The sequence below is a fragment of the Stenotrophomonas sp. SKA14 genome (assembly GCF_000158575.1).
GTDB classification, from domain to species: domain Bacteria; phylum Pseudomonadota; class Gammaproteobacteria; order Xanthomonadales; family Xanthomonadaceae; genus Stenotrophomonas; species Stenotrophomonas forensis.
In genome coordinates this window covers 1-24680 of sequence record NZ_DS999412.1, presented here as the reverse complement: position 1 = coordinate 24680, position 24680 = coordinate 1, and the positions used below count along the sequence as shown (strand labels likewise).

Sequence of the window (24680 nt, the reverse complement as noted above, 5' to 3'; positions counted from 1 at the left end):
CCCCCGCTGTCGGGCAGACAGTTGCGGAGGCTTCGTTCAGAGCGAGGCCACTATGCCACACGAAACTGATCGGGAAAACCCGAACTCCGGCCCGCGCCACATCAGCGCGGTCATGAACGATGCCCTCAAGATGATCAAGGAGCGCCAGGCAAGGCCATTGGTCCGCCTGCAGGAGCGCCTCCCCGATGGACGCATCGCAGTCGAGATCTACGACCGCAGCCGGCCGGGCGACGAGCCTACCTACGATTTCTACTGCTCCGGCCCGCAGCAGGCGCTGGAGTGGATCCAGCAAATGTCCAGCAAGCGATGGATCACCGCTGAGCACCTCGGCGCTTTCGCGACGCTGATGCTCACGGCGTTCCCTGAAGTTTCCGGGGCGTCGGCATGAGCTTCGAGGCGATGGCCTGGGCAGTGAAATGGAAGCTGCCTGCTCAGCAGAAGTTGGTACTGATCATGCTCGCGAATCGAACGAACGCGGATACAGGTCGCTGCGATCCGGCACACAAGAAGCTGGCCACGGACTGCGGCATGAGTGCGGACAGCATCAAGCGGGCTATCTCGGCACTAGAAGCCGCAGGCTTGCTCGGTGTAGTTCGGCGCACGCACGAGGGAGTTAATCTTCCAAACCAGTACGACCTGTATTTGGAGCGAGTGGGAATTGGAAAGGCTGGAGAGTGGGTGCCGGAAGTGCGGGGGGTGGGGGCTGACTGCTCCGAGGGGTCGGGGCACACAGCACCGAGGGTGGGGGCTGACAGCACTACAAACCAGGAATCAAACCAGGAAGGGGAAACAGGTTCGTCACCTGCCGGTGACGAAGACGCCATTGATGAAGCGGATGAGCAGGCAGATCTGCTAGGCGGCAAGGCCGCTGTTGGCTGCCCTCATGAAGCAATCATTGCGGCTTACCACAAGGAGTTGCCGAACTGTCCTGTCGTCCATGGCTGGAGTGACGCTCGCCAGAAGCATCTGCGCGCGCGCTGGAAGGCTGACCCGTCGCGGCAGACGCTCGAGTGGTGGCGTGGTCTGTTCAAGTGGATGCGGGACAGCGACTACCTCATGGGCAAGGTGAACAGCTTCCAGGTGTCATTGCCGTGGTTGATAAAGTCTGAGGAGAACCTGCTGAAGGTCGTCGAGGGCACTTACCACAACAACCGCAATGGGGGGCAAGGCTGATGCGCTTTGACCCCAATCTGCCGCCGCATAGCGTTGAGGCGGAGCAGGCTGTCCTGGGAGGCTTGATGCTGGCGCCGGAAGCCTGGCCGCTCGTGTCGGACACACTTTCCGCCGAGGACTTCTACCGTCACGATCACCAGCTGATCTTCGAGTCGATCCGCACGCTGGCGGAGAAGCAGCGCCCGTTCGACGCGGTCACCATCGGCGAGTGGTTTGAATCGCGCGGGAAGCTAGAGCTGGTGGGCGATGGCACTTACATAACGGAGCTGGCCAGCACGACGCCGTCGGCTGCAAACGTGGCTGCGTACGCCGAAATTGTAGTGCAGTACGCCGGGCGCCGCCGGTTGGCTGACGTCGGTCGCAAGGCGGTGGAGTCAGCTTGGCAGCAGGATGGCCGCGAATTCCCCGAGCTCCTGGCAGAGCTGACGCAGGACATTGCCGGCCTGCAGCCGGCCCAGCGCGGAGGGCTTCGGCTTGCAGGGGAGACCATGTACGGGTGGTACAAGCGTTGGGAGGACCGATATCACTCCGGTGGCGGCCTGACCGGGCTGGAAACCCCGTGGGCCGAGTTCAACCGCGTAACGCACGGCCTTCAGCCGTCCACCGCCTACCTAATCGCTGGTCGGCCGAGTATGGGCAAGAGCATCGCGGCGCTGAACGTAGCCGTCTACTGCGCGCTCAATGGGATAACTGTCGGGCTGTTTAGCCTCGAGATGAGCATCGACGACTGCCATGATCGAAACGTCGCGTCGGTTGGCCACATTCCCCACGAGTGGGTTACCAGGCCAAGGCATTCCGGCGAGGACAGCGAGATCTACCAAAGCCGCATGACGCCGACCATCCGCGACCTTAAATCCGCGCCTTTGTACATCGATGACACCGCCTCCCTGAACGTGCGGCAGTTCGAGGCCCGCGCCCGGCGCATGCACCAGCGCAAGCCGCTGCAGCTACTGGTGATTGACCACATTCACGACTTCGACGTGGATCCGCGCATGGCCCGCTTCGAGTACGGGCGCATCCTACAGAAGGGCAAGGACCTAGCGAAGGAGTGGAAGATTCCGCTGGTGGCATTGGCTCAGTTGAATCGGAGCGTCACTGGGCGTACTGACAGACGCCCGACCCTTTCCGACCTGCGCGAGTCTGGAGAGCTCGAGCAAAAGGCCGACGTTGTCGTGCTGCTGCATCGCGAGGACTACTACGACACGCCCGAGCAGAAGACCCATCTGCAGGGCGTAGTGGAGATGCACTTTGCGAAGGGGCGCAATATCCGCGCCGGCGAGAGGATCAGCCTACAGAATCGCTTCGACCAGATGCGCATCGACAACTGGGACGGGCCGCTGCCGCGAAAGCCGGAGGCTGCAAACGATGACCAGCCGTCGCGCCGGACGAGCTATGGCCCGGGCCGCAGATCCTACGGGGGGATTGGTCGATGACCTTCATCCCGACAGGATCCCAGGCGCTCAAGCATTTCGCCGACACCCTCGACCAGCAGGCGGAGAGATGGGACCGCCTCCTTTGGCGCGATCGCGGGCAGCGCTCAACCACTGCCGAGGCCTACCGCACGTCGGCGTCCCTTGCCCGGCAGCAGGCATCGCGGCTGGAACAGATGGAGACGCAGGCAGCTGCGCGCGCTGGGGGCCGGAAATGACCAACTCGCTGAAGGAGCAATTGAAGCACTGGGGGCATTACCAGGAGCATCGGTTCTGTGCCCCGCTTGCCCCGGAGGAGGCGTCAAGCAGGGACGAACACCCGCTGGCACGCGCTCAGCAGTTCGCCCAGGGCACGAAGCGTGAGCGCCCGCCGTTGCTTCGTGACGGCCACGCCCGTCGAATGCTGTTGGGGGCCGGCGCCGGGCGAGTGAATCGCAACGGCGCCGTGCTTCCCGTCGCGCCGTGGGCGGTTGATCCGATCCCCTGCACCGAAACTCGCACGTTGGTCTCTCGATCAGCCACCGCCGCCGTCATGGTGGGTTCGCCAGACGAGTATCGGTGGATCGATCGCGCGCTGTCCGACCTCTACCGGCAGAACATGCTGCGCGCGCTGGTGGTGCTGGAGGAGTTCACCGGGAGGGGAAGCCAGGCCCAGCGAGCAGCGGCCGTAGCGAAGAAGCTGGGGGGCACGTTCACGAAGTGGCAGTACCGGAAAGAGCTGGACAAGGGGATGGCGTTCATGGAGGCGCGGCGCGCATGAGAAATCTGACATTGGCACAGACCGCTCGCGATGCGGTGTACCTGTGCGCCGCCTGCAGCGCCGACGGGATAGTCCGAATCAGCGTGACCCGAAACCCCGAGGGCAGCATCCGCCGCCGCCCCAACGTGGTTGCCGCACAGTGGGCGTGGGTAGGGAGCGAATCGAGGGCAAAGCTGCTCTTGCGTCGGCTCCGCCGCCAATGGGCATCACGCTACGTCATCGGGGAGGGCTATCGCTTCGAATACGCCGTCGAGGGCGCCGACTTCCGGGACGGGCTCAACCAGGCGTTTCTCGATGTGGTTCGCGGCGCTGCCCGGTGGGAGAAGCTGGGCCCGGGCGCACTTCGGGTACTGCGGGCAACCGCTGCTGCTCGCTGACCCGCTCCAGTCGTAGAATGGCGCCCGCACCGCCAGGAGGGCGCCAGTGACCAACGACCAGCAGCTCGAGCAGATGAGGCGCCTTACCGGGGGAAATGGGTGGCGAACCGTCGTCGCCCGTGCACTGAAGGATAGGGCGCCTCAGTTCGACAAGGCGGCATTCGACACCTACTGGATAGAAGGTGGCCACCGGATACGAGAGCAGGTTGGGGATGATCACCAGCTGGCCGCGTTCCTCTGGCTGAGCCTGCCGCGCTACAAGGCAGAGGCAGGCGCTCGGTTGGAACTGTACAGGGGCGAGAATACCGATCGGCTCCGGCTCGGCCAGCTCGGGTTCGCATGGACGCCGGATAGGGAAACTGCAGAGATGTTTGCCAGCGGGTTGAATGCCTGCGGCAGCGGTGGGGTACTGCTACGCGCGGTGGTTGGGGCGGAAGTGATTGCCGGGCCTGGGGCGCACAGCATGTACCTGGGCGAGCACCAGTACACCGTGGACCCAACCGCGGGGTTTCCGCTTGAGCGGGTCGCGGAGTTCCCGCCGTTCGTGTGACGATTGAATTTCAGACCAACAGGAGTTCGACATGCCTGCCTCACCCCGCCCAATCGAAGATCACTGCGAGCAGTTGCCGGAGTCATGTCGGCAGCGCTGGGCTGAGTTGCTTGCGGAGCGCAGGACGGCTAGGCGCGAGGACGACAGGGAAGAAGCGGTGCGCCTCATGGGATTCGGCCTCGGTTTCGTGAAGGCGCTTTATCTGACCGGACAGATCAGCATCACCGCGCGGGACGATCTACAAGCGGCCCTGATATCGGCATAGCCATAGGGTGGGTTTGCTTCCATCACCTCTTGACCGTTGCCAACGAACTGGTACAGTTCTCGGCAAGGTGGGGAGAGTCCCATCCACGCGGCTCGCCAATCGGCGGGCCGTTCGCGTATCTGGCCCTTTATTCCGGTGATTCCCGGAGTTGAGAGGCGGACATACCGCCGTCAGCAACGCCAATTCCGAAACAAACAGGGCGACGCCCCGATGCCTGCAAGCACCGGAGCGCCGCCGCCGTACACGCGTTTCAGCCGCGTGCCATTGGCTCAAGCCCTGCCGCTCTCCGGAGAGCCGGTGAAGCTTGCTTAACTAATGTCGCAAGAGCTGAGATTTGAAAACCAAGACGTTGTTCCCATGGCCGGGCGGTAAGACACGCCTAGCAAAGCACCTACTGCCGCTGATCAATGAGCGGCCCCACACCTGCTACGTCGAAGCCTTCGCCGGAAGCGCGGCAATGCTGTTTGAGCGTGCGCCCGCCAAGGTTGAAGTACTCAACGACATGCACGGCGAGCTGGTCAGGCTCTACCGGGTGGTCGCGAATCACCTGGACGAGTTCGTGAGGCATTTCCGGTGGTCACTGACCAGCCGAGAAATGTATCGCTGGGCGCAGCTGCAGCACGTCGACACGCTGACCGATATCCAGCGCGCCGCGCGGTTCTACTACCTGCAGAAGCTCAGCTTCGGCGGCAAGGTAGAAGGCCAGACGCTGGGGGTTGGCCCGACGTCGACCAAGCGCATCAACCTGCTGCGACTGGAACAGGATCTGAGTGATGCCCACCTTCGGCTGCAGGGAGTGGTGATCGAGCAATTGGCTTGGCAGCGCTGCATCGAGAAGTACGATCGGCCGGAAACGCTGTTCCTCCTGGATCCTCCCTATTGGGAGACCACGGGCTATGGAAGCGAGTTCGGCATGGATCAATACGAGCAGCTCGCCGAGGTCATGGCCCAGCTCAAAGGCCGGGCAATCCTGACCATCAACGACCATCCCGCCATGCGCGCGCTGTTCGATCGCTTCGACCGGGTCTCCGTCCCCATCCGCTACACGGTCGGCGGCGGCGCGGGCGTTGCGCGGAGCGAGCTGATCTACACAACCTAGCCGGCATTGGCTCCGGCTGGGATTCCGCGCCCCGTCCAATGCGGCGGGGTTGAATCTCTGCAGGAACCGAAATGACGCAGATCACACCCCAACAGGCTGGCGGCGTGAACGTCGTGGCCTTCCTCAGCATGCTGGCCTGGTCCGAAGGCACGAGCACCAGTCCGGCGACGAAGGATCGCGGCTACGACGTCATCGTGACCGGTGCCGATCGTGTGCCGGAAGTGTTCACCGATTACTCGGTGCATCCCTTCTCGCGCGGTCGGAAGTCCAAGCGTATCAACAGCAAGGGCCTGACCTCGAATGCATCGGGTCGCTACCAGTTCATGTTGAAGGACTATGCCCACTACAGGTCGCTACTGAAGTTTCCCGACTTCGGCCCTCTTTCGCAGGACCTATGGGCGATCCAGCTGATCCGCGAGCGGCGCGCGCTGCCACTCATCCAGGCCGGCAAGATCGAGGACGCCATTGCCCGCGTTCGAAACATCTGGGCGAGCCTGCCGGGCGCGGGTTACGGCCAGCCCGAGCACACGCTTTCCGACCTCTTGGGCGTGTACCGCAAGGCCGGCGGGACGGTGGCGCCGTGACCGAGCCCGTGAGCACCTTCAAGATCGTCGTCGGGACGTTCACTGCCGCCGTTGTGGCACCGGCAACCGCCGACGCACTACGTGAGGCCGAGCGAATCATCCTCGGCGTTCCGCAGTCAGTACTGCTGCTTGCATTGGCCGGCGCCCTGATCGGTGTGCTGATCCTCCCGGACAAGGACGCTGGGCGAGTGGCGGCAGACGCCAGTCGACTTCGCCGGCATCGCCTGCTGCAGACCGCTGCTCGTTGGGCCGCGCTGGCGGTTGCGGTCGTGGCCTACGCAGTCCTTGCGGCCTGGGTGGTGGCTATCGCGGCATGGATTTGGCCCCAGCTGGCCGGCGCCCCGCAGCTGCCGATGGCAGGCATCTCGGGCGTCCTGATCCGCCGGCTGCTGCCCGGCTACGTGCGCATGGTGGAGAAAGCCACCGGCGCCATCGGAGGCGACAAGCCATGAACGTAGTGATTCGATTCCTTCGCGCGCTGTGGACACTGATCGTAGGCGCCGCTGCCGACGCGCTGCAGTGGCTGAGCAAACCCGGCAGCAAGGTCAAGCTGGTGTGCGCGGTGCTGGCCTTCGGCTGCATGGTGTCCGGGCTGACTGCCTGGGAGAAGGAGCAGAAGATCCGCGACTTGAGCGCCCAGGTGATCAAGGTCCGAGCTGACTGGCAGGCTGATGCCGCCCGGTTGCAGGCCGACGTGGACACCCGGGATCAGCGCCTGGCCGAAGTCGCCACCGCGCTGAGAGCTGAAGCCGAGAAGCTGGAAGCCCTGAAGGCAGAGAGCGCGGCTGCGTTGCAGGCCTTGGCCGGCAAGATCGAGGCGTCCGAGAGGGAGGCCGTCACTTGGCGCGGTCGCTACGAGCAGCGGCCCGACACCTGCAAGGCAGCGCTGGAGCTGCTCGATTCCGCCTGCCCAGCACTGAAGGGGTACTGATATGCGGCTCCCACTATGGCTCTACGTCGATAGGGAAAGCGCCATTGAGGCCGGGATGACCCACGAGGGCCGCCTGTTCGGAGTACCTGCTTGGTTGCGCGAAGACAGCGATTCCCAGGTGACCGGCAGCCCGAAGGTTCCGGCGTTGCACCTGTGGTGCATGGCAGTGGACCTGGTACTGGAGATCGCCGCTGCGTTCGTGCAGGAGGATCGCACCCTGGAATCGCCCATCACTCTCGGCAAGAGGATCGCGCCATGAGGTTCCCACTCCTGCTGGCGGTTTCGGTGCTGGTCGCCTGCCAGGCCGCACCTACCAAGCCGAACCCGCCGCCGGCAGCCGTCATCACGGTTCCGGTGACCACTTACGTGCCGATCGATGCCCAACTGCGCAAGCGCTGCAAATGGGTGAAGGAGGCGCCACCATCGGCGGTGTTCGACGTGAGCAATGGTCGCAAGCGATGCCTGGTGCAGTACGAGGCGCAGCTCGAAGCCATTGACCGGGTGCAGGGCAAACCTGTGCCGGAGCCACGCTGATGGCACCGCAGACGGCGCAGGAGCGCCGCGTGCTGGCGCTGGGCCGGCTGAAGACTGGCGAGATGAACAAGACCGAGGCCGCGTATGCCGAGCGGCTGCGCGCGCTGCAGGCCGCAGGCGGGGTCCAGTGGCACCGGTTCGAGGGCATGAAGCTGCGGCTGGCAGACAACACGTTCTACACGCCGGACTTTGCCGTCATGGCTGCCGACGGGGTCATGGAGTGCCACGAGGTCAAGGGGCACTGGCAGGACGATGCACGGGCCAAGATCAAGATCGCCGCGGCCATGTACCCGTTCCGCTTCATTGCGGTGAAGGTCAGGCGCAAGCGTGACGGTGGTGGCTGGGAAGTGGAGGAGTTCTGATGCACGCGACCGTGACCGCGTCTGTCCGCGTGCGTTGGTGGCTGCGGTGGTATCTGGCTGCTGTGGTGTGGTTCTCCCGGGCAACGGGCATGGAACCTAACTGGGATCGGGTGGAGTGGTGGATACGCCGTGGCTTGGTGATCCGGGCTGCAGGGGCTGGCCAGTGAGCGTGGCTCGTGGCCGAAGGACCCGGCAGACGGGCGGCAGCGCCTTCGCCCACCTATACGGCACCGCGCGCTGGCAGCGCACACGCAAGGCACAGCTGGAGCGCGAGCCGCTGTGCAGTCGTTGCAAGGCACGCGGGCATGTGACGGTGGCAACGGTATGCAACCACACGAACGGACACCCGCCTGGAGAGACGGAGGAGATGTTCTGGACTGGACCCTTCGACAGTCAGTGCGCCGACTGCCACAACGTCGATCAGGCGCGTCTGGAACGGGGTGCGGTGCAGGTCCGAGGGTGCGACGACGACGGGTGGCCGGTCGGAACGTGAACGGTTCCACGGCAACGCGTTCCACGTCGCGCAGGGTAGGGGGGGCGAATTTATGCCGCCGCCCGCGAGCTAGACCGACCGTCCCCCTAAATTCGCGTATCCACAATTCACGGGACGACCCTCGAGCGGGCCATTCCTGCCAAGAAATCCCGCATTTTCCCGAGGAATTCATGCCAAGGCCCCGATTGCCCGTCGCAAAGGCTGCGACAAGCGGCGCCGCCATCAAGAACCCAGGCCGGCATGCCGGGAGGAAGAGACCGAAAGGCACGCGCCCATTGGGCGAGCCGTTCAAGACTATGACCGCGGCCGAGAAGCGGGCGTGGAAGGAGTTCGCATCGGAAATGTCGTGGCTCAACTCCAGCCACCGGGTGCTTCTCCGCCTGGCGTGCCTCTGGACGGCGCGGATGGAAGACCCCAAAGCCGAATTCGGCGTGTCAGCAACCCAGGCGCTCAGTTCGATCCTTTCGAAGCTGGGCGCCACACCTGTGGATGAATCGAAGGTCTCGCATGGCGGTGACGAAGACGACCAAGGCGAAGAATTCTTCGGTGGCCCAAGCGCCGGCCGACCGCACTAAGGCGTATGCCCTGGACGTGGTGGCCGGCCGGATCGTTGCCGGGCCGCACGTGCGAAACGCCTGTCGCCGCCACCTGCAGGATCTGATCGAAGGCCCCGAAAGGGGCCTTTACTTTGACCACGAGGCTGCGGAGTACGCGTTCCGGTACTTCGAGAACGTGCTGATGCTCTCCGAGGGGCAGTTCGAAGGCCGGAAGTTCGAGCTGCACCCCTCGCAGGCATTCATCATCGGCTCGCTCTTCGGCTGGAAGGGCGCCGACGGCCTTCGGCGCTTCCGCCGCGCGTACATCGAGCAGGGCAAGGGCAACGGCAAGAGCCCGCTGGCCGGTGGCCTGGGCCTGCTGGGGATGACGGCCGCAGGCGAGGCTGGAGCACAGATCTACTCGGCGGCGGCGAAAAAGGACCAGGCTGGCATCCTGTTCGCCGACGCGGTGAAGATGGTCAAGAAGTCGCCGCTCCTGGCCAAGCGCATCGAGTTCGCTGGCGGTGAGGGTCGTGAGTTCAGCATGGCGCACCACGCCAGCGCGAGCTTCTTCCGGCCGGTGTCGCGCGATACCGGCCGCACCGGGTCTGGTCCTCGACCGTTCTTCGTGCTGGTCGATGAGGTGCACGAGCTTCCCGACCGGCGAATCATCGAAATGCTGGAGCGCGGCTTCAAGTTCCGCCGCGAGCCGCTGCTGTTCATGATCACCAACTCCGGCAGCGACCGAACCTCGGTGTGCTGGGAAGAGCATGAGCATGCGGTCAAGGTCGCCGCCGGCCACACCGAGGCGGTGAATGATCCGACCTTCGTCGGCGACGTGATCGACGACCGAACCTTCAGCTACGTGTGCAGCTTGGACGACGGGGACGACCCGCTTGAGGATCCCAGCTGCTGGGCGAAGGCCAATCCCCTGTTGGGGGTAACTATCACCGAGCAGTACCTGGCGGACGTGGTGGCGCAAGCCAAGGCCATCCCCGGGTCACTGAACGGCATTCTTCGTCTGCACTTCTGTGTGTGGACCGATGCGGAGACCGCTTGGATGACGCGTCCAACGCTGGAACCGGCGCTGGCCGACTTCGACCCGCGCCTGCATGAGGGACGCAAGGTTTACCTCGGCCTCGACCTGTCGCAGGTTCGCGATATCACCGCGATGGCGGCGGTGGTGGAGACCGGCACAGTGCCGGTGGAGGTTGAAGTCGAGGGCGAGAAGCTGGTCATCGAGAAGCCGACGTTCGACGCCTGGATTGAGGCTTGGACGCCCGGCGACACGCTGGACGCGCGGCAGCTGCAGGACAAGCTGCCATACCGCACGTGGGTCAACGGTGGATACCTGCACGCGCCACAAGGGCAGGCCATCAACTTCCGGCACGTGGCCCAGGTCATGGCCGAGTACGACAACCGGTATGACGTGCAGCTGGTCGCGTACGACCGCTACGCGTTCCGCAGGTTCGAGGAAGAGGTCAACGACATTGGCTTGTCGGTGACCTTCGCCGAGCACCCGCAGGGCGGCTGCAAGAAGGGCAAGCCTCTGGAGGCCGCGGTCGAGGCCGCGGAGCAGTCGGGGCAACCGGCTCCAGAGGGCATGTGGATGCCCGGATCTTTGCGTCTGCTGGAAGAGGCGCTGCTGGAAGGCCGCCTGCGCCTGCGCCGGAACCCCGTTCTGGTGTCCGCAATCATGTCCGCCGTCATCGAATCGGACCGCTGGGGCAACAGCTGGCTGTCGAAGGCCAGATCGGCAAACAAGATCGACGCCGCGGTGGCCCTATGCATGGCCATTGGCGCGGCACACGCCATGCCGCCCGATGCCGGCGGCATCGATGACTACCTGGAAAACGGCTTCTTTGGGCTGATCGGATGACAACTTTTCGCTGGTACAACCCGCTGAGCTGGCGGTTCCTCGGATACGACGACCCCGCCACAGGCAACTACGTGGAGGTCGACCTATCTACCGGTGGCCGCGGCACGAAGGCGGGCGTTCGGGTGACGCCCAAGAATGCACTGACGGTCAGCATCGTCTGGTCGTGCGTCAAGGTCCTGACCGAGTCGGCCGCAGGGCTGCCCTGGAAGCTGTATGAGGACAAGAACGGCGTGCGAGCGCTGGTCAAGGGAACCAGCCCGCAGCGGCGGCGGCTCCTGCGCCTGCTGAGCAAGCCCAACCCCTTCATCAAGTGGCTGGACCTGATCAAAGCGGTGGTGGTGAACATGGCCTTGCGGGGCAATGCGTTCGTCATCATTCGACGCGATTACAGCGGCGATTGGATTGGCCTGATCCCGGTGGCGGTGGACAACATCCGAATCGACACCGACGACGGCTTGATCTACTGGGCCAACATCAACGGCAGCGAAACTCCGGTGTCTCCGGAGAACATGCTGCACTTCAAGCTGTTCAGTCCGGACGGCATCGTTGGCCTTTCGCCAGTCGAGTACCAGGCGGAAACCATCGGCTTGGCTCGCGCTGCGCAGGACTGGTCGGCCCGCTTCATGCGCAAGGGCGGCTTCACCGGTGGATACATCATCTATCCGGGGTTCCTGACCAAGGAGCAGCAGGCGCAAATCAAGGCGAAGCTGCCGGATATCCGCCAGGGCGATGTGGACGACCTGGGCAAGATGGCAATCCTGCAGGGCGGGCCGACGATCACGCCGGCCGGCCTGACCCAGAAAGACAGCCAGTTCATCGAATCGCAGCAGTTTCAGGAAGAGGCGCTTGCCGGCATCTGGGGCGTCCCGCTCTACCTGACGAACCGCGCCCGCTCCACTTCCGTGCTTGGCTCGAATCTGGAGCAGCAGACCAGCGGCTTCGTCACCTTCGGCCTGAAGCCCTACCTGGACGCTATCGAGAGCGAGATCAACGACAAGTTGTTCGCTGATGGCGACATGTTCGTGGAGGCCGTTGTAGAGGGCCTGCTACGCGCCGACAGCGGCGCGCGATCTACCTACTACAAGACCGCCCTCGGCGGATCAGGCGGCTCGGGCTGGATGACGATCAACGAGGTTCGGGTGAAAGAGAACCTGCCTGTGCTGGAGGGCGAGCAGTACGACCAGGTCACCCGATGGACCAGCAATAAACCCGATTCCAGTAGCGACCCAACGGGAGATCCCGCCAATGCTTAGCAAGTATTCCTGCCCGTTCGAGGTCAAGGCGGCAGACGATGCCGGCAACTTCGAGGGCTACGCCTCGGTGTTCAACAACGTGGACCTCGGTGAGGACCTGATCGTCCCGGGTGCCTTCGTCAAGGTGAAGACGACCCGCACTGGCCGACTACGCCTGGCGCTGTACCACAACCTGACGCGGTTGATCGGAGATGCCGAGTTCAAGCAGGACGACAACGGCCTGCACCTGAAGGGCAAAGTCAACCTCAACGTCAGCTACGCCAAGGACGCCTACGAGCTGATGAAGGCCGGCACGCTCGATGAAATGTCGGTCGGCTTCAACACGTTGGAAGACGCCATGGAGACCCGCGAGGGCCGGCGGGTGCGCGTCATCAAGAAGGCCGAATTGTGGGAGGCCTCGGTCGTCCCCTTCGGCATGAACCCGGAAGCACAGGTGATGAGCGTCAAGTCCGACGTTCGCGCCTTCGAATCGGCCCTGCGCGAACGCATGGGGCTGTCCCAGAAAGAGGCGGCGGCCGTCGCCTCGCTCGGCTTTCCCGCGATCCACCGTGACGGTGGCATTGGGGACACGGAGACCGTGAAGCAGCTGCAGCAACTCGGCACATCCATCGAATCCATTTTCAAAGGAATGCATCAATGAGCGAGAACATCAGCGATATCCGTGAGGGCTTGGAAAAGCAGCTGAAGGACGGCTTTGCCGGCCTGCAGAAGAAGTACGACAGCGCCTCGGCCGAGATCGAGAAGGGCAACCAGGTCACCACCGACCTGAAGAAGCAGATCCAGACCGCCACCGACGATATCCAGAAGGTTGTCGACAAGGTCCTGAAGCTGGAAGAGAAGGGCATCGGCCTGGGCAACCAGCCCGGCACGAAGAAGGGCTTCATCGACTTCATCAAGGGCAACGACGAATACAAGTCGTTGATGGGCCGTGAGAAGTCGGCTGCAGAGATCGAGATCAAGAAGGACGAGCTGGCGGCCATGCAGGAGACCAAGGCGGTCACCAGCGCCGGCATCGTGGTTCCGAACTATGACCCGACCATCCAGCCCGGCATCCGCCAGGAACTGCGCATCCGCGACATGATCCCGTCGATCTCCGTCACCGGCCAGAGCTACACCTACTTCCGTGAGAAGCTGCACACCCGCGGCGCCGGCCCGGTCGGCGAGGGCACGGCCAAGCCGCAGAGCAACGTCACCTTCGAGCAGAAGACCGACCTGGTGAAGAAGCTGGCGGTCTGGATCCCGGTCACCGACGAAGCCCTGGACGACGTGCCGCAGCTGTTCGGCTACCTGCAGCAGCTGCTGCGCTACGACCTGAAGCTGGAAGAAGAGGCGCAGATCCTCAAGGGTGACGGCCTGGGCAACAACCTGCCGGGCCTGATGACCGACGCCACGGTGTTCAATGCGGCCCTGTCCAAGGCCGGCGACACGTCCATCGACACCGTGCGGCGCGCCATCTACCAGGTGCGTCAGCAGTCGAAGCTGGCGGCCGATGCCACGGTCATGACCGAGCTGGACTGGATGAACATCGAGCTGGAGAAGGACAGCCAGAATCGCTACCTGTTCGCCAACCTGCAGGGCTTCGTGACGCCGATCCTGTGGGGGCGCCCGGTGGTCGCTTCCGACAGCATGGACGAGGGCGACGGCACCACCACCGGTGGCGAGTTCCTGGTCGCCAACTTCCAGCGTGGCGCCACGATCTACGACCGCATGAGCTTCCTGTTCAAGGTCGGCCTGATCAACGACGACTTCGTGAAGAACCAGCGCGTGCTGCTGGTCGAAGAGCGCCTGGGCCTGGCCAAGCGCCGCGTCGAGGCATTCGTGAAGGGACGCTTCAAGCCGCAGGCTTGATAGCGAGCTGATCCCGAGCGAAGCCGGCATTGCGCCGGCTTCTCTCTTCCGATACGGAGCAGGAACATGAAGATCAAAGCTGTTTGGGGCTTCCGCGGTGACGCCCCGAAGCTCAACGCCGCATCCGCCGATGTGAAGGCTGACGACGTTTTCGACGGCGTGGATCCGGAATACGGACACGCGCTGGTCGGAAAGGGCCTGGTAGTGCAGATCCACGAGGGCGCTGCGCCCCGGGAGACGAAGCCGGCCGCGCCCAGTGAAGTCAAGCAGGGCGATGGCCGCGACGTGGTCGACGCAGCCAGCAACGACGGCGCGACAGGCGCAGCAAGCACGCAGATGGGCGGTGGTGAAGGCTCCGATGGTGCGGGCCAGACCGCCACCACCACCACCGCCGATGCCACCGTTGGCAGTGCGCCGACCTCCGACCAGGGCGGTGCCGATGAGCGGGCGCTCCTGATCCAGCAGCTGGAAGCCGCAGGCGTCGAGTTCGACCGTCGTTGGGGCGCTGCCCGCCTGGCAGCGGCGCTGGCTGAAGCCCAGAAGAAGGATCCCGCGTAATGGCCGTCACCCTCGACCTGGAACTGGTGCGCAAGCAGTGCAACATCGTTGCCGACGTGGACGACGCCCTGCTGCAGCAGTACGTGGCAGCTGCGTTGGCGCATATCGAGCAGCATTGCGACCGGAAGCTGGTCGAGGGTGAGCCTGTCGGGCCCGACCAGCTGAAGCTGGAACCGGACGTGGTGCAGGCAGCTCTGCTGCTGGTCGGGCACTGGGTATCCAACCGCGAGGCGGTCATCGTCGGCGAGGTCTCGACCGAGATCCAGTTCGGCGTAGAGCGCCTCCTTTGGTACAGGAAGGCATTCTGATGCGTGCTGGAAAACTGCGCTGGAGGCTTCTGCTGCAGCGCCCCGAGAAGACACGTGACGAGTACGGCGAGGAATCGCTGACGTTCGTCAACGTAGGCGAGGTCATGTGCGGTGATGAGCCGCTTTCCCTTCGGGGAACGGCCGCCGTCCTCGGAGTCGAGTCTGGATCGATCACCGCGCCCGTGTTGCGCTGGTTGACCATTCGACACAGGGGCGATATTGCCGAGGAATGGCAGGTAGTGCGCCAGACGGGGGATCGGGCCGGTGTTCCAATGACGGTCATCGCCGTACGCGACGGTGAACGCCCTGACCAGATGAACCTTATCGCGAGGTACAGGCGTGTCTGAATTTGATATCCACATCACCGGGTTGAGCGAGCTTGAAACGGCACTGCTGGAGTTGTCGGACAAGGCCGCGCGCCGGGCTCTGCGCAAGGGCATGCGGCGCGGTGCCATCGTGGTCCGCAACGATGCCAGAAACCGTGTCCGAATCGCCCGGGGTAAGCTCCGGCGTTCGATCCGGGTCCGGGAGCGGAGCGACGACCAGGGCTGGATGCGGTTCGCTGTGGAGGTCCCTCGCTCGGCCTTCTATGGCAAGTTCGGCGAGTACGGCACATCGAAGATGGCGGCGTGGCCCTTCATGCGTCCGGCAGCTGAGTCCAAGACGGAGGAAGCCGTCGGAACCATGCGCGATGCCCTCGGTGAGGCCGTTCAGGACGAAATGCGGAGGGCTCGCCGATGAACCTGGATCTGCGCCTCACTGCCGCAGCCGCAACGATCACGCCAGCCTTCTACCCGTTTCCCGCTCCGAAGGACCGGCCACCGCTGTACGTCACCTACCAGCGTGCTGGCGGCCGGCGACACGCCACCCTCAACTCTGGCGCCGGTGCTGAGCGGGGCACCTTCCAGATCGACGTATGGGGCGCAAAGAAAGGCGCTGTCCGAGAGCTTGCCGAGAAGCTCAAGGACGGTCTGCCGGATTTGCTCAGGGTCGGGGACCTCTCCGACAACCCGGACGATTACGAGGCCGACACCTCGCTCCACCGCGCGAGTTTCGACGTGACCATCTGGGGCTGAGGCCCCGCTACCCCCTGCAACCAACAGGCCGCCTCCGGGCGGCTTTTCTTTACCCCAAGGAGCCAACCATGGCCAAGAACGAAGCGATCTCCGCGCAGGACTCTGCGCTCTACGTGAAGAAGGGAACGGAGCCCACGACCCCGAACGATCCGACCGGCTATACCGAGGTCGATGGCCTGACGGGCTTCCCGTTCGGCCGTGGCCAGGCCAACACGCTGGACGCCACCAATCTGAAATCCACGCAGGTTGAGAACATTGCCGGCCTGGCTGGCGGCCAGACCGTGCAGGTTGCAGGCCACCGCTGGCCGGTGGGAAAGTCGGCCGGTCAGGAGATCCTGCGCGATGCGGATCCGGATGAGGATCTGTACTTCCTGATGGTGCTGCCAACCGGCGACGCCGCCACCTTCGTTGGCAAGGTCGCTGGCTTCAACGTCACCCCGGGCACCAACGCAGTACTGACCTTCACTGCGGACCTGCTGCCGCGCGACTTCACCATCGTCACCCTCCCGACCGGACCATAAGCCATGACCCTGCTGAACAAGAGCCAGATCCTCGCCGCCTCCGACCGCAAGACCGAAGACCTGGAGGTCAAGGAGTGGGGCGGCACCGTCCGAATCTCCACCATGTCGGCCAGCGACCGCGACAAGTGGGAGCAGGACACCTACGGCGGTGAGAAGACCAAGACCGAGGACTTCCGCGCCCGCTTCGTGGCGCTGTGCCTGGTCGATGAGAAGGGCGACCGCCTGTTCACCGACAAGGACGTAGCCCAGCTGGGTGCGAAGTCGGCTGCGGCGCTCGATCGCGTGTTCCGCGCCGCACAGAAGCTCAACGCCCTCGGTGATGCCGCCATCGAGGCCGCTGAAAAAAACTGACAAGCCGGCCTGAGCGCCGGCTTCAGTTTCGCATCGCGTGGCGCCTCGGCTTCCCGCATCCAGACCAGATGCTAGCGGGGATGGATTCCCGCCAGCTGACGGAGATGTACGCCTTCGCGCGCATTGAGCCGCTGGACCAGCCCTTGCAGGAGATGCTGGCCCAGCTGACCGACGTGCTGGCCAGGGTCCACGGCAACGAGACGAGCCCGAAGGACTTCCTCTTGGTGCGGGAGCCCCCGCAGCCAGTGGACGAAAGCGCTGCCCGTGCACAACAGATTGCCGAGCTGTTCCAGGCGGCGTCGGCAAAGAACTCGGTTCACTGATGTAGGATCTTCGCTTGGTGAATACGGGTATAGCGAATGAACACGGGTGAAAAGAACATCCCTATCGGAATTCTCATCGTCATGTTTGGGCTATTGATTTCCATATTGCTTGCGTTTAAAGCATGCACGCGGGGTCCGAGCTATCCCGGTGAGTGGATACACGGTGAGGGGCCGCCGTTCTACAAGATTGCAAGGACACTTGCGGTTAATCGTGTTTCTGGCTGTGGTGATTTTTGGTACAAGTTGGAACGCGGCCGAGACAAGGGCGAGGCGATTGTTTTTTGCCGCATAAGTGAGGCTAAGTCATGGAAGATGCTTACGGTTTTCTACGAGACCGAACGCATCGTAGACGGGGTGCAATACTCCGGCGAACCACCGCAGTTCCAGCGGTAGAACATGTAAATCACATTAGGGGTCGCCGAGAGGCGGCCCTTCTTCTTTGAGGGTGCCATGGCTTCCACCGCCGCAACAATTGACGTGCAACTGCGCGCGAATACGGCCGCTTATCGCGCCGGCATGATCGATGCAGCCCGCGTGGCGAATCAGAACCTCGGCCAGATCCGCAGGGAGGCCGCGCAGACGGCTACATCTATCGCCAACCTCAACAGGGCGGCGGTGGCCTTCGTGGGCTTCCAGTCGATCCGCAGCGGCGTGTCGGCGCTGGTGGATGCTCGGAAGGAGTTCGAGGCGATGCAGAACGCCTTGCGCGGTGCCACCGGCTCCACCGCGGTTGCCCGTGATGCCTATGCGTTCGTCGCGGCGACAGCCAAGGATCTCGGCCTCGACCTCAAGACGGCTGCTGACGGGTTCACCCAGCTGACGGCCTCGGCTACACCCAACGGCGTCGCTATGTCGACCCAGCGGGAGCTATTCATCGGCCTGTCTCGCTCGGCCACGGCCATGCATCTGTCTACGGACCAGGTGTCGCGCGCGATCACCGCGCTTTCGCAGTCGTTCGGCAAGGGAAAGTTCCAGGCCGAGGAGCTGCGGCAGCAGCTGGGCGAGGCCCTCCCCGGTGTGGTTCCGCGCTTCCAGCATGCAGTGCTCAAGATGATCGAGGGCACCGATTTGGCCGGCAAGTCGTTTGACCAGCTGCTGCAGGGCGGCTTGCTGGACGCCAAGACGTTCACCCCGGCCATGATTCAGGCGCTCAACGAAATGTCCACCGGCTGGCAGGATGCCTCGAAGTCGATCCAGGCCGAGGCCAACCGCGTCGGCAACGCTTGGCGGGACATGAAGAACGAGCTGAGCGAGGGGGCATTCTCGGAGACGGTGGCGGCGGGCCTGCGCGGAGCCACGGTGCTGCTGGAGAACATGAACACCATTCTCCCGGTGGCCACTGGCCTGCTGGGATCGTTTGCGGCGGTGAAGCTGGGCGGCCAAGCCGCCGAATGGGTCCGAGGCCTCAAAGCAACCCGGCAGGCGATGCTGGAGCAAGCGATGGCGGCCGAAACCGCAGCCGCTGCCCAGGTGAGAAAGGCTCGCGCCGACCTCGTCTCTGCCGAGATGGAGGTTCGAAGGGCAGCGGCCTACGGCGGGAGCATCGCCGCCGATGCAAACCGCGTGGCGGCAGCCAGGCAGCTCAAGGTAGCGCTTGATGGTCTCTCGAGGTCCCAGCAAGGAGTTGCGGCGACGGCCAGCAGCATGGGGCTGGCGGCCAAAAGCGCCTTGGCCTTCGTCGGCGGCTGGGGCGGCCTGGCCTTCATGGTAGGTAGCGCAGCAGCCAGCTGGCTTCTGTTCCGCAACAACACTGTGGAGGCCAACCGCGCGCTGGTCGACTTCAATGGAACCGCAGCCGAAGCCATCGAGAAGTTCCGCGAGCTGAACCGTCAGCAGCAGGCAGGCGAGATTCTGCGGCTGCAGAAGGAGATGAAGTCGAACTATGACGGCATCGCTGATGCAATCCAGGCGATGAACGCCGCAGCTTCCAACTTCGCCACGGCGGACAAGGCTTCGTCCTTCATCGGGTCTACGACCGCGCTGCGGCAGCAGTTGCAGGCCGGCAAAATAACCGCCGATGAATTCTCCGCCAGCCTGGAGCAGTCATGGAAGGCCATGATCGCGGGATCCCCGGCAGCCAAACAAATATCTGGAGACTTGACCCTCCAAACTGCCACTGCTGCCAGCCTGGCAGTCGAGTACCAGCGCCAGGGTGGGCTACTGGATCAGTTCGCCGGCAAGCAGGCCACGAGTGCGGCCGCTGCCCGCGACCACGCCAATGCCCTCACAGGAATGGGCAACGCTGCCAGCACGGCGAGCCAGAAGATCCGTGAGGCTATATCCACCCTGCCCGGGCAGATCGAGCGCATCGGCAAGAGCGCGCGGGAAGTTGCTGCACTGGACGTGCGTGACTGGTTCCGAGCTGAGGCCAAGAGCGGTGTAGATTTCAGCAATCAGGCTGATCCAAAGGTACAGGAGATGATCCGCACGGGTGGGGAGTACATTCGCCTCACCAGGGACAAAGCTGCGGCGGATAAGGAGGCGAAGGAAGAGAAGAAGGCTAGCGCTGCGGCCACCCGCGCTGGTATTGCCGCCGACAAGGCCGAGGAGAACCAGTACACCTCGATCATGGACCGGATCAAGCGGCAGATCGCTCTGGATAAGGAGCAGATGGGCCTGACCGACGACATGACGGCGGCGCAGAAGCTCCAGGTGGTCATCACGAACGAGATGGCCTCGGCCAAGAGCAAGTTGAGCGCGGAAGAGCAGAAGCGGGTCAAGGCACTGTTGGAGGAGGCGGTCGCTCAGGGCAAGGCTCTGGCGGCGCAAGAGTCGGCGAAGAAGGCCGCACAGGACATGCTGCGGCTCCAGAAGGAGCTGAATGAGGCTGCCGTTACCCAGCAGCAGGCCAATGCGATCGACCTGGCCGGCATCGGCACTGGCAGCGAGCAGATGGAGCGCATGCGTCGCCAGCTGCAGCTCAAGGAAGAGTACGACCGCCGGCTGTCTGCGCTGAATGACCGCAATGCGAGTGCCAACAATGGTGCGGGATACAGTGCGGAGCAGTATGCGCAGCAGTTGGCCGAGCTTGGCAAGTACCACCAGGAGGCGTTGCAGGGGGAAGCGCAGTACCAGGCACATCGACAGCGCTACATTGGCGATTGGTCGCAAGGGGCATACAGCGCGTTTGCGGACTACTCCGCGCAGGCAGCCAATAGCGCAGAGCTGAGCAATCAGGCATTCACCAACGCATTCCAGGGAATGGAAGACGCGCTGGTGAACTTTGCGATGACCAGCAAGCTCAGTTTCAGCCAGCTGGCCAACTCGATCATCGCCGACCTGGCCCGGATCGCGGCCAAGCAGGCGACGTCGGCTCTGTTCAATGCGGCGTTCAACGCTTTCGCCGGTCCAGTGGGTGCCGTAGAGCGCGAGAAGATTGTTATTCCCGGCTTCGATAGCGGTGGCTTCACCGGCCACGGTGGGCGGCTGGAGCCGGCTGGCATCGTGCACAAGGGCGAGGGCGTGTTCAGCCAAGACGATATGCGAGCGCTTGGCGGGCCATCGGCTTTCCAGGCGCTACGCGCCTCACTGCGACGTGGCTACGACGCTGGCGGTATCGGCGGGCAGGTTCCAGCTCGGGTCGCGCTAAGCGGCCGCCAGGGCGGTCAAGGCGGGCCGGTAGTGGAAATCCACAACTACAGCGGCAGCAAGGTCCAACAGCGCGAGGAATCGCAGACGCTGCCGGATGGATCGGAGATCAGGAAGCTGATCGTCCAGATTGGCAACGAGGAGCTCGATGGCGGTTCGTGGGGCCGGATAGGCCAGGCCCGCTACGGGTGGCAGGACGCGATGGGCTGAGTGGGCCGGCGCGGTATCCCCGCGCCGGCCTCTATGAGATTGACTGTTTGAAGCGAGGAGCAGATGGAAACTTTCCCCAGTTACGCCGAAATCCGCTTTGCGGACTATGGAGAGGAATTCGACCCGGCGGTAGAGCGTACGGAAATGGAACGGGGGGTGCCTCGGCAGCGCTTGCTGAACACCCACGTCCTACAGACCATCGAGGCATCGGTGCAGTTCAGGTCGGCGCAGGCGGTGGCTGACTTCGAAGCCTGGTACTTCGATAGCCTCAAGCGAATCGGCTGGTTCAACATTGAGCACCCCCGCACGGGCCAGATCATTCGTGCCCGCTTCCAAGGGGGCAAGATCGGCAAGCTGCAGCCGCTCAACACGCTGTTTCGATTCGCCAAGCGCGACCTGGTGCTGGAGTACCTGCGATGAGTACGTTCACTGAGCGCCGGCAGCGCACCGACGACACCACCGGCATCCTGCTTCTGCTGGAACTGAGCGCCCCGTCGTTTGTGGAGGTGCTGCGCATAGTCAACGACACGGCCGATTGGGTTAGCCAGGGCAAGTCTTACATGGGTTTCCCGTTCGGCTTCAAGCTGCCTGACGACGTGGGAGGGCAGGCGCCACGGGCGCAACTGGTGCTGGACAATGTGGGCCGTTCGATCACCGAGGATCTGGAGCGGTTGCAACCGGGGGAGTTGGTCACGGCGCGCCTGATGATTACCGACCGCGCCGATGCCAATGTGATCGAGTCGAGCTACGACCTGCCGATGACGCAGGTCGTGGTGAACACCCGCTCGGCATCGGCCCAGCTCGGGGTGGACTTCCTGACGCGCCAGCAAGCCGTGACGTTGCGGGCCAATCCCTTCACCCTGCCGGGGATCTTCTGATGCGCCTGGCCGAGATAGAGAAGTACGTGGGCGTCCCCTACGACGAAGACGGCTTCGACTGCGCCGACCTGGTGGTGCTCGTGCAGCTGCAGCTGTTCGGTAGGGCGATCACCCTACCGGGGCGTCGCCCGCGCGGCCTGCAGGGCGCAGCTGAGCTGGGGGCATTGTCGCGGCCCTATGCCCATCGCCGAGACGGACCGCCCGAAGACGGCGACCTTGTCCTGATGATCGATCAGGGACACCGAAACCCCGGCCACGCCGGGGTTTTCTTTTTCCTGGCCCATGAAGGCTGGGTTCTTCACAGCAACGAGCGCAACGGCTGCAGCGTGCTGCACCGCGTGCGCGATCTGCCCGACTTCGGGCTTCGAATCGAGGGTTACTACGTATGGGCCTGATGCACACGCCTACCGATGCCGGCCGTCTGATCATCACCCCGCATCCGGTGATGCTGGATGGCCAGCGCAACCTGCAGGCCGACCTGCGCCCGGGGGAGAGCCTCTATGCCTTCCTTGCGCGCCATGTGGAAGGTCTGGACGGGCAGGCGTGGCTGGTCACCATTGGCGGCCGCCCGGTCGAGCGGCACCTGTGGAGCAACGTGTATCCGAAACACGGCCAGGTGATCGAGATCCGGGGCGTGGTCGGCAAGAGTGCGATCCGGCTGGTGGCCCAGGTCGCGCTGGCCTACTTCACCCTCGGCGGCGCGGCGATTGCCGGCTTCAGCATCGGCACGTCCACGGTGCTGGGGACGACGCTTGCACGCGTGGCGGTCTACGCGGCCGGCAGCCTGCTGATCAATAAGGTGCTGGGCCCGAAGCTGCCCGCTGCCGCTGCAGCGACGCCGGCAGACACCCTCTTCTCGATCTCGGCGCCACGCAACCGGATGCGTGCCTATGAGCCGCTGTCGTTCGTGCTCGGTACGGTGCGGATCGCGCCGGACGTGGCCAGCAAGCCCTACATGAACTATGAGGGCGATGAGCAGTACCTGTCGCTGGTGCTGACGCCGGGGCTCAACGTGGCCCGCGTGGACGAGCTGTACAACGGTGACGCCCTGCTGAGCAGCTACGAGGGGGTGCAGGTCTGGCACAGCGGCTTCCCGGGCATGCCGGATGAGGCCATCCCGCTGTACAGCAACTCTGGCAGCGTCGACGGTGGCGTGATCCTGGACACCAGCAGCGATCCCAAGCACACACCCAGCAATTGGGTCCAGCGCACCAGCTCGGCGGGTGCGATCCGGCTGCAGGTGAACATGGATTTCCGCATCTTCGATGCGGACAAGAAGGGCCGCGACTACGAGAACCGCGAACAGATCCAGATCCAGTACCGGGCGGTGGGCGAGAGCGGATGGCGCGCGTTCGGCAACTACACCGTGGCCGGCCGGACGCAGAAGTCCCGCCGTGCGACCTATGGCCTCGATGTCCCGCCCGGTCAGTACGAAGTGCGAGTGCGGACTGCGGGTCTGAACACCGACGGGAGCAATGCGCAGGCCAGCTTCAGCTGGACCAACCTCGTCAGTGTGCTGCCTGACACGGCCACTTATGACGGCATCCCGCGTATCGGCATCCGCATGAAGGCCTCCGGGCAGCTCAACGGCAGCCCCGACGAGTTGCGCTGCGTGGCGCATTCCTTCCCGATCCCGGTGTGGAAGGGCGACGCCATCGGCTGGGTCACCGAAGAAAGCAGCAACCCGGGCGCACAGATCCTGGCTTACGCCCGCGGCATCAAGTCGCCGGCGGGCGTTCGGATTGCCGGCATGGGCCTGCCCGACAGCCAGATCGACGTGGAGGCGCTAAAGGCCTTCATGCTGCACTGCGCGGCCAATGGCTTCACTTACGACTATCAGGTGGCCGAGAAGCGAAACCACCAGGCTGTGATGGACGCGATCGCGCTGGCAGGCTTCGGCCAGATCGCGTGGCCGAAGGGTCGACTGGCCGTGGTGTGGGCCGCCGATGAGCAGCCGCTGTCGGGCGTGGTCAATATGGCCACGATCAAGAAGGGGCAGTTCCAGGTCGAGTACACCTTGGCCAACGGCGCCGACGGCATCGAATACAGCTACCTGGACCGTGCCACGTGGGAGGCCAAGACCCTGCGCGTGCCTGCGCCAGGCGTGACCACCATGCTCAATCCGGCACAGGTGACCGGAGAGGGCGTCACCAGCGAGGCGCATGCCGCAATGCTGGCCCGGTGGCACCTGGCGCAGAGCCTGTACCAGTACAAGTCGATCAGCTACAGCACCGATATCGAGCATCTGGCCTACGGCCGCATGTCGGTGCTGGCGTTGCAGCACGACCTGACGCAATGGGGCTTCGGCGGTCAGGTCCTGTTTGCATCGATGGGGCCGGGGCGCGCCGTGACACTGCAGCTCGACGTGCCGGTGCCTGCCCCGGCGCAGGGCAGCGCTTACATCGGCCTGCGCATCCCGGGCGAGCGGGTGTACCGCGTCCTGCGGGTTCGCCCGTTCACCGGAGAAAGCGACCAGCTGCAGCTGGCCGACCCTTGGCCGACCGATGCCGAGCTGCCGGGCAACAGCGACAGCAACCCGGCATGGGACACGATCTGGATCTACGATTTCAAGCAGACGCCGGGCTACCGCGTGCGCGTGGTGGGCATCCAGCCGGAGAACGATCTAAAGGGCGCCGCGGTCGACGTGGTGGCCGAGGGCCCGGAGTACTGGCACTACGTGAAGACCGGCGAGTACATCCCGCCGGAGAACGGCTCCCAGCTGGGCACCCGGCCGGTGGCCAGCAACCTGCGGATCACCGAGCGCCAGGTGGTGCAGGGCGACACGGTGTTTTC

34 protein-coding genes are annotated in these 24680 nt (G+C 64.2%); all 34 read left to right on the top strand.

The annotated features are described in order from the left end of the window. The first annotated feature begins 112 nt into the window (after positions 1-112). Positions 113-388, top strand: coding sequence for a hypothetical protein (locus tag SSKA14_RS00170; RefSeq protein WP_040006583.1), 276 nt, complete (start codon positions 113-115; stop codon positions 386-388). After that, a complete protein-coding gene (locus SSKA14_RS22950; RefSeq protein ID WP_050413320.1) occupies positions 385-1173 on the top strand; it encodes a helix-turn-helix domain-containing protein in 789 nt (262 codons plus the stop codon). The genes SSKA14_RS00170 and SSKA14_RS22950 overlap by 4 nt, the downstream gene beginning before the upstream one ends. After that, positions 1173-2606, top strand: coding sequence for a replicative DNA helicase (locus SSKA14_RS00160; protein ID WP_040006581.1), 1434 nt, complete (start codon positions 1173-1175; stop codon positions 2604-2606). Before SSKA14_RS22950 ends, SSKA14_RS00160 begins: the two co-directional genes overlap by 1 nt. Beyond that, positions 2603-2821: a hypothetical protein gene (locus SSKA14_RS00155; RefSeq protein ID WP_008265933.1), complete on the top strand. Its 219-nt coding sequence runs from the start codon at positions 2603-2605 to the stop codon at positions 2819-2821. Before SSKA14_RS00160 ends, SSKA14_RS00155 begins: the two co-directional genes overlap by 4 nt. Then, a complete protein-coding gene (locus SSKA14_RS00150) occupies positions 2818-3363 on the top strand; it encodes a hypothetical protein (RefSeq protein WP_040006579.1) in 546 nt (181 codons plus the stop codon). Before SSKA14_RS00155 ends, SSKA14_RS00150 begins: the two co-directional genes overlap by 4 nt. After that, positions 3360-3740 (top strand): hypothetical protein, encoded by a 381-nt coding sequence (locus tag SSKA14_RS00145; protein ID WP_040006578.1) that lies wholly within the window; start codon positions 3360-3362, stop codon positions 3738-3740. The genes SSKA14_RS00150 and SSKA14_RS00145 overlap by 4 nt, the downstream gene beginning before the upstream one ends. Before the next feature lie 46 nt (positions 3741-3786). Next, complete coding sequence (locus SSKA14_RS00140; RefSeq protein ID WP_050413319.1) at positions 3787-4290, top strand: hypothetical protein; 504 nt, start codon at positions 3787-3789, stop codon at positions 4288-4290. A 31-nt stretch (positions 4291-4321) separates the two neighbouring features. Next, a complete protein-coding gene (locus SSKA14_RS00135) occupies positions 4322-4555 on the top strand; it encodes a hypothetical protein (protein ID WP_040006577.1) in 234 nt (77 codons plus the stop codon). Positions 4556-4889: 334 nt separating this feature from the next. After that, positions 4890-5654 carry a DNA adenine methylase gene (locus SSKA14_RS00130; protein WP_040006574.1) on the top strand — a complete coding sequence of 255 codons (765 nt, stop codon included), beginning with the start codon at positions 4890-4892 and terminating at the stop codon, positions 5652-5654. A 71-nt stretch (positions 5655-5725) separates the two neighbouring features. Next, entirely contained in the window at positions 5726-6238 is a 513-nt protein-coding gene (locus SSKA14_RS00125) for a glycoside hydrolase family 104 protein (protein WP_008267306.1), read from the top strand. 8 nt (positions 6239-6246) lie between these two features. Next, positions 6247-6690 carry a hypothetical protein gene (locus SSKA14_RS23920; protein ID WP_232281350.1) on the top strand — a complete coding sequence of 148 codons (444 nt, stop codon included), beginning with the start codon at positions 6247-6249 and terminating at the stop codon, positions 6688-6690. Further along, complete coding sequence (locus SSKA14_RS00115; protein WP_008267275.1) at positions 6687-7169, top strand: hypothetical protein; 483 nt, start codon at positions 6687-6689, stop codon at positions 7167-7169. Before SSKA14_RS23920 ends, SSKA14_RS00115 begins: the two co-directional genes overlap by 4 nt. 55 nt (positions 7170-7224) lie before the next feature. Continuing rightward, entirely contained in the window at positions 7225-7428 is a 204-nt protein-coding gene (locus SSKA14_RS00110; protein WP_008265830.1) for a hypothetical protein, read from the top strand. Then, complete coding sequence (locus SSKA14_RS00105; RefSeq protein ID WP_040006568.1) at positions 7425-7703, top strand: hypothetical protein; 279 nt, start codon at positions 7425-7427, stop codon at positions 7701-7703. Before SSKA14_RS00110 ends, SSKA14_RS00105 begins: the two co-directional genes overlap by 4 nt. After that, positions 7703-8065 carry a hypothetical protein gene (locus tag SSKA14_RS00100; protein ID WP_008267637.1) on the top strand — a complete coding sequence of 121 codons (363 nt, stop codon included), beginning with the start codon at positions 7703-7705 and terminating at the stop codon, positions 8063-8065. Before SSKA14_RS00105 ends, SSKA14_RS00100 begins: the two co-directional genes overlap by 1 nt. An 834-nt stretch (positions 8066-8899) precedes the next feature. Further along, the gene (locus tag SSKA14_RS23915) at positions 8900-9133 is read left to right on the top strand and encodes a hypothetical protein (RefSeq protein WP_232281349.1); all 234 of its coding nucleotides are present in this window, start codon (positions 8900-8902) and stop codon (positions 9131-9133) included. Beyond that, positions 9066-10973 (top strand): terminase TerL endonuclease subunit, encoded by a 1908-nt coding sequence (locus SSKA14_RS00090; protein ID WP_232281348.1) that lies wholly within the window; start codon positions 9066-9068, stop codon positions 10971-10973. Before SSKA14_RS23915 ends, SSKA14_RS00090 begins: the two co-directional genes overlap by 68 nt. Beyond that, a complete protein-coding gene (locus SSKA14_RS00085; RefSeq protein ID WP_008267724.1) occupies positions 10970-12226 on the top strand; it encodes a phage portal protein in 1257 nt (418 codons plus the stop codon). The genes SSKA14_RS00090 and SSKA14_RS00085 overlap by 4 nt, the downstream gene beginning before the upstream one ends. Continuing rightward, complete coding sequence (locus tag SSKA14_RS00080; RefSeq protein WP_040006564.1) at positions 12219-12866, top strand: HK97 family phage prohead protease; 648 nt, start codon at positions 12219-12221, stop codon at positions 12864-12866. The genes SSKA14_RS00085 and SSKA14_RS00080 overlap by 8 nt, the downstream gene beginning before the upstream one ends. Continuing rightward, complete coding sequence (locus SSKA14_RS00075) at positions 12863-14074, top strand: phage major capsid protein (protein ID WP_008265834.1); 1212 nt, start codon at positions 12863-12865, stop codon at positions 14072-14074. Before SSKA14_RS00080 ends, SSKA14_RS00075 begins: the two co-directional genes overlap by 4 nt. Before the next feature lie 66 nt (positions 14075-14140). After that, the gene (locus SSKA14_RS23910) at positions 14141-14632 is read left to right on the top strand and encodes a hypothetical protein (protein ID WP_198283592.1); all 492 of its coding nucleotides are present in this window, start codon (positions 14141-14143) and stop codon (positions 14630-14632) included. Next, the gene (locus SSKA14_RS00065) at positions 14632-14940 is read left to right on the top strand and encodes a head-tail connector protein (RefSeq protein WP_008267712.1); all 309 of its coding nucleotides are present in this window, start codon (positions 14632-14634) and stop codon (positions 14938-14940) included. The genes SSKA14_RS23910 and SSKA14_RS00065 overlap by 1 nt, the downstream gene beginning before the upstream one ends. Further along, positions 14940-15287, top strand: a complete 348-nt coding sequence (locus SSKA14_RS00060; protein ID WP_040006561.1) for a head-tail adaptor protein — start codon at positions 14940-14942, stop codon at positions 15285-15287. Before SSKA14_RS00065 ends, SSKA14_RS00060 begins: the two co-directional genes overlap by 1 nt. Then, a complete protein-coding gene (locus SSKA14_RS00055; RefSeq protein WP_040006559.1) occupies positions 15280-15681 on the top strand; it encodes an HK97-gp10 family putative phage morphogenesis protein in 402 nt (133 codons plus the stop codon). The genes SSKA14_RS00060 and SSKA14_RS00055 overlap by 8 nt, the downstream gene beginning before the upstream one ends. Next, positions 15678-16016, top strand: a complete 339-nt coding sequence (locus SSKA14_RS00050; RefSeq protein WP_008268262.1) for a DUF3168 domain-containing protein — start codon at positions 15678-15680, stop codon at positions 16014-16016. The genes SSKA14_RS00055 and SSKA14_RS00050 overlap by 4 nt, the downstream gene beginning before the upstream one ends. Before the next feature lie 68 nt (positions 16017-16084). Continuing rightward, positions 16085-16537, top strand: coding sequence for a hypothetical protein (locus SSKA14_RS00045; protein WP_008266612.1), 453 nt, complete (start codon positions 16085-16087; stop codon positions 16535-16537). Positions 16538-16540: 3 nt separating this feature from the next. After that, positions 16541-16888 (top strand): hypothetical protein, encoded by a 348-nt coding sequence (locus tag SSKA14_RS00040; RefSeq protein WP_008265925.1) that lies wholly within the window; start codon positions 16541-16543, stop codon positions 16886-16888. A gap of 80 nt (positions 16889-16968) precedes the next feature. Beyond that, positions 16969-17211: a hypothetical protein gene (locus SSKA14_RS00035; RefSeq protein WP_232281347.1), complete on the top strand. Its 243-nt coding sequence runs from the start codon at positions 16969-16971 to the stop codon at positions 17209-17211. 36 nt (positions 17212-17247) lie between these two features. Continuing rightward, entirely contained in the window at positions 17248-17604 is a 357-nt protein-coding gene (locus SSKA14_RS00030; protein ID WP_040006554.1) for a hypothetical protein, read from the top strand. 57 nt (positions 17605-17661) lie between these two features. Further along, positions 17662-21009, top strand: coding sequence for a phage tail tape measure protein (locus tag SSKA14_RS00025; RefSeq protein WP_008264768.1), 3348 nt, complete (start codon positions 17662-17664; stop codon positions 21007-21009). Positions 21010-21072: 63 nt separating this feature from the next. Continuing rightward, positions 21073-21429 (top strand): hypothetical protein, encoded by a 357-nt coding sequence (locus tag SSKA14_RS00020; RefSeq protein WP_040006550.1) that lies wholly within the window; start codon positions 21073-21075, stop codon positions 21427-21429. Beyond that, positions 21426-21887, top strand: coding sequence for a DUF1833 family protein (locus SSKA14_RS00015; protein WP_040006548.1), 462 nt, complete (start codon positions 21426-21428; stop codon positions 21885-21887). Before SSKA14_RS00020 ends, SSKA14_RS00015 begins: the two co-directional genes overlap by 4 nt. Continuing rightward, positions 21887-22282 carry a C40 family peptidase gene (locus tag SSKA14_RS00010; RefSeq protein ID WP_008266524.1) on the top strand — a complete coding sequence of 132 codons (396 nt, stop codon included), beginning with the start codon at positions 21887-21889 and terminating at the stop codon, positions 22280-22282. The genes SSKA14_RS00015 and SSKA14_RS00010 overlap by 1 nt, the downstream gene beginning before the upstream one ends. Next, a partial coding sequence (locus tag SSKA14_RS00005; RefSeq protein ID WP_232281346.1) for a host specificity factor TipJ family phage tail protein occupies positions 22282-24680 on the top strand: 2399 nt, incomplete at its 3' end. The genes SSKA14_RS00010 and SSKA14_RS00005, both read left to right, overlap by 1 nt.